Annotated in this window: 2 pseudogenes; one reads left to right on the forward strand and one right to left on the reverse strand. The window is 78.9% G+C overall.

The features are described from left to right. Nucleotides 1-125: pseudogene (locus tag F6X68_RS32600) on the reverse strand (ATP-binding cassette domain-containing protein); the annotation flags it as partial. A gap of 469 nt (nt 126-594) precedes the next feature. Between F6X68_RS32600 and F6X68_RS32605 the strand changes: the two are divergent. Next, nucleotides 595-1,454 (forward strand): annotated as a pseudogene (locus tag F6X68_RS32605) (hypothetical protein); the annotation flags it as partial.

Genomic DNA, 1,454 nt, shown 5'->3' on the forward strand with positions numbered 1-1,454 from the left:
TCCGCGAGGCGGGTGATCTCGTCGGTGGCGAGGCCGGCGGAGGGTTCGTCGAGCAGCAGTAGCCGGGGCCCGTCGGCGAGCGCGACGGCGATCTCCAGGCGGCGTTGGTCGCCGTAGGCGAGCTGGCGCTAAGAATCGTCAGGCCTTCCGGCTCGGGACCCCGCCAACGGCTGGAACCCCGGACAGCAGCAGGACGACCCCAACCGCTCCGGCGGCTGGTCCGGCACCGAGCAGCAGCAGGGCGAGCAGCCCGGCTGGGACGCCGGTGCGGAGCAGCCTCCGGGTGGCACCTGGGCCGCCTCCCGCGACGACGCGCCCCGGGACGACCAGCCCCAGGGCGGCGAGTGGCCGGCCCGGGACGAGCGCTCCCCACGGGGTGCCGCGTCCGTACCCTCGCAGTCCGACGACCGGGACGCGAACGGCTGGGGTGCCCCGCAGCCCACCTCCACCCCGCCCGGCCGCGCCTCCGTCCCGGTACCCGGCGACGGCGGTCCGAAGCCGTGGGGTCCCGCTGCGGAGAACCCGCCGCAGTGGGCCGGCAACGCCGCCGAGCGCCCGGCCGTACCGGACGTCGAGCCGTGGTCGGCGGACGAGGTGTGGGGCCGCGCGGAGGCGGGCGAGCCCGCCCCGGGCCGGGCCGGCAACGGCTGGGAGCCGGAGCGGGCCGAGGAACCCCCGATCTACCAGCCCGCACCGGGGCCCGGCATCTCGCCGGCCAACGCCGTGCCGCTGCCGCCGCAGGAGCAGCGGGTGCCCGGCGCCAGCCTGGCCTCCGCCCCGCCCGTCGACTACGCGCCGCCGGCCCAGTTCGCCCCCGAGCAGCCCGGCCGGGACGGCGGCCTGCCGGCGTACGAGCAGGAGCAGCCGGGTTGGGCCCAGGCCGGCTCCCGGCACGACGAGCCGCAGTCGCCCGCCGGTCCTGCGGTCCCCGCGCCGCGCACCTCGCCGGAGGTGGGCGGGCGGGCGGCCGTACCGTCGCCGGAGGGTGCCGAGCCGGCCGCCGGCAGCGTCTCGGCGAGCGCCTCGGTGCCGCTGGCCAGCCGGGTGCTGCCGCCGACCGACCAGGCCCTGCGACCGGGCGGTGCGCCCGCGCCGCAGCCTCGGGTGTACGGCCGACCGGCCCGCCCTGAGCCGGCGGACGAGCCGGAGCAGGAGGACCCGCGCGGACACCGGCCGGACCACGCGCCGGCGCCCAGCTTCGACCAGGGGCCGGACCCGCGCTTCGGCCAGGGACCGGATCCGCGCTTCGAGCAGGGACCGGACCCGCGCTTCGGCCAAGGACCGGACCCGCGCTTCGACCAGGGTCAGGACAACCGGTTCGACCAGGGCACCGAGAGCCGGTTCGACCAGGGCCCGGACAACCGGTTCGACCAGGGCCACGAGGGCCGCTTCGACGACCGGGACCGGGCACCGAGCGGGACCGCCGTCTTCGGCGCGGTCGCCCCGATGGCGCC

Origin of the sequence: Micromonospora sp. AMSO12t (assembly GCF_008806585.1) — a bacterium.
Lineage (GTDB): Bacteria > Actinomycetota > Actinomycetes > Mycobacteriales > Micromonosporaceae > Micromonospora > Micromonospora reichwaldensis.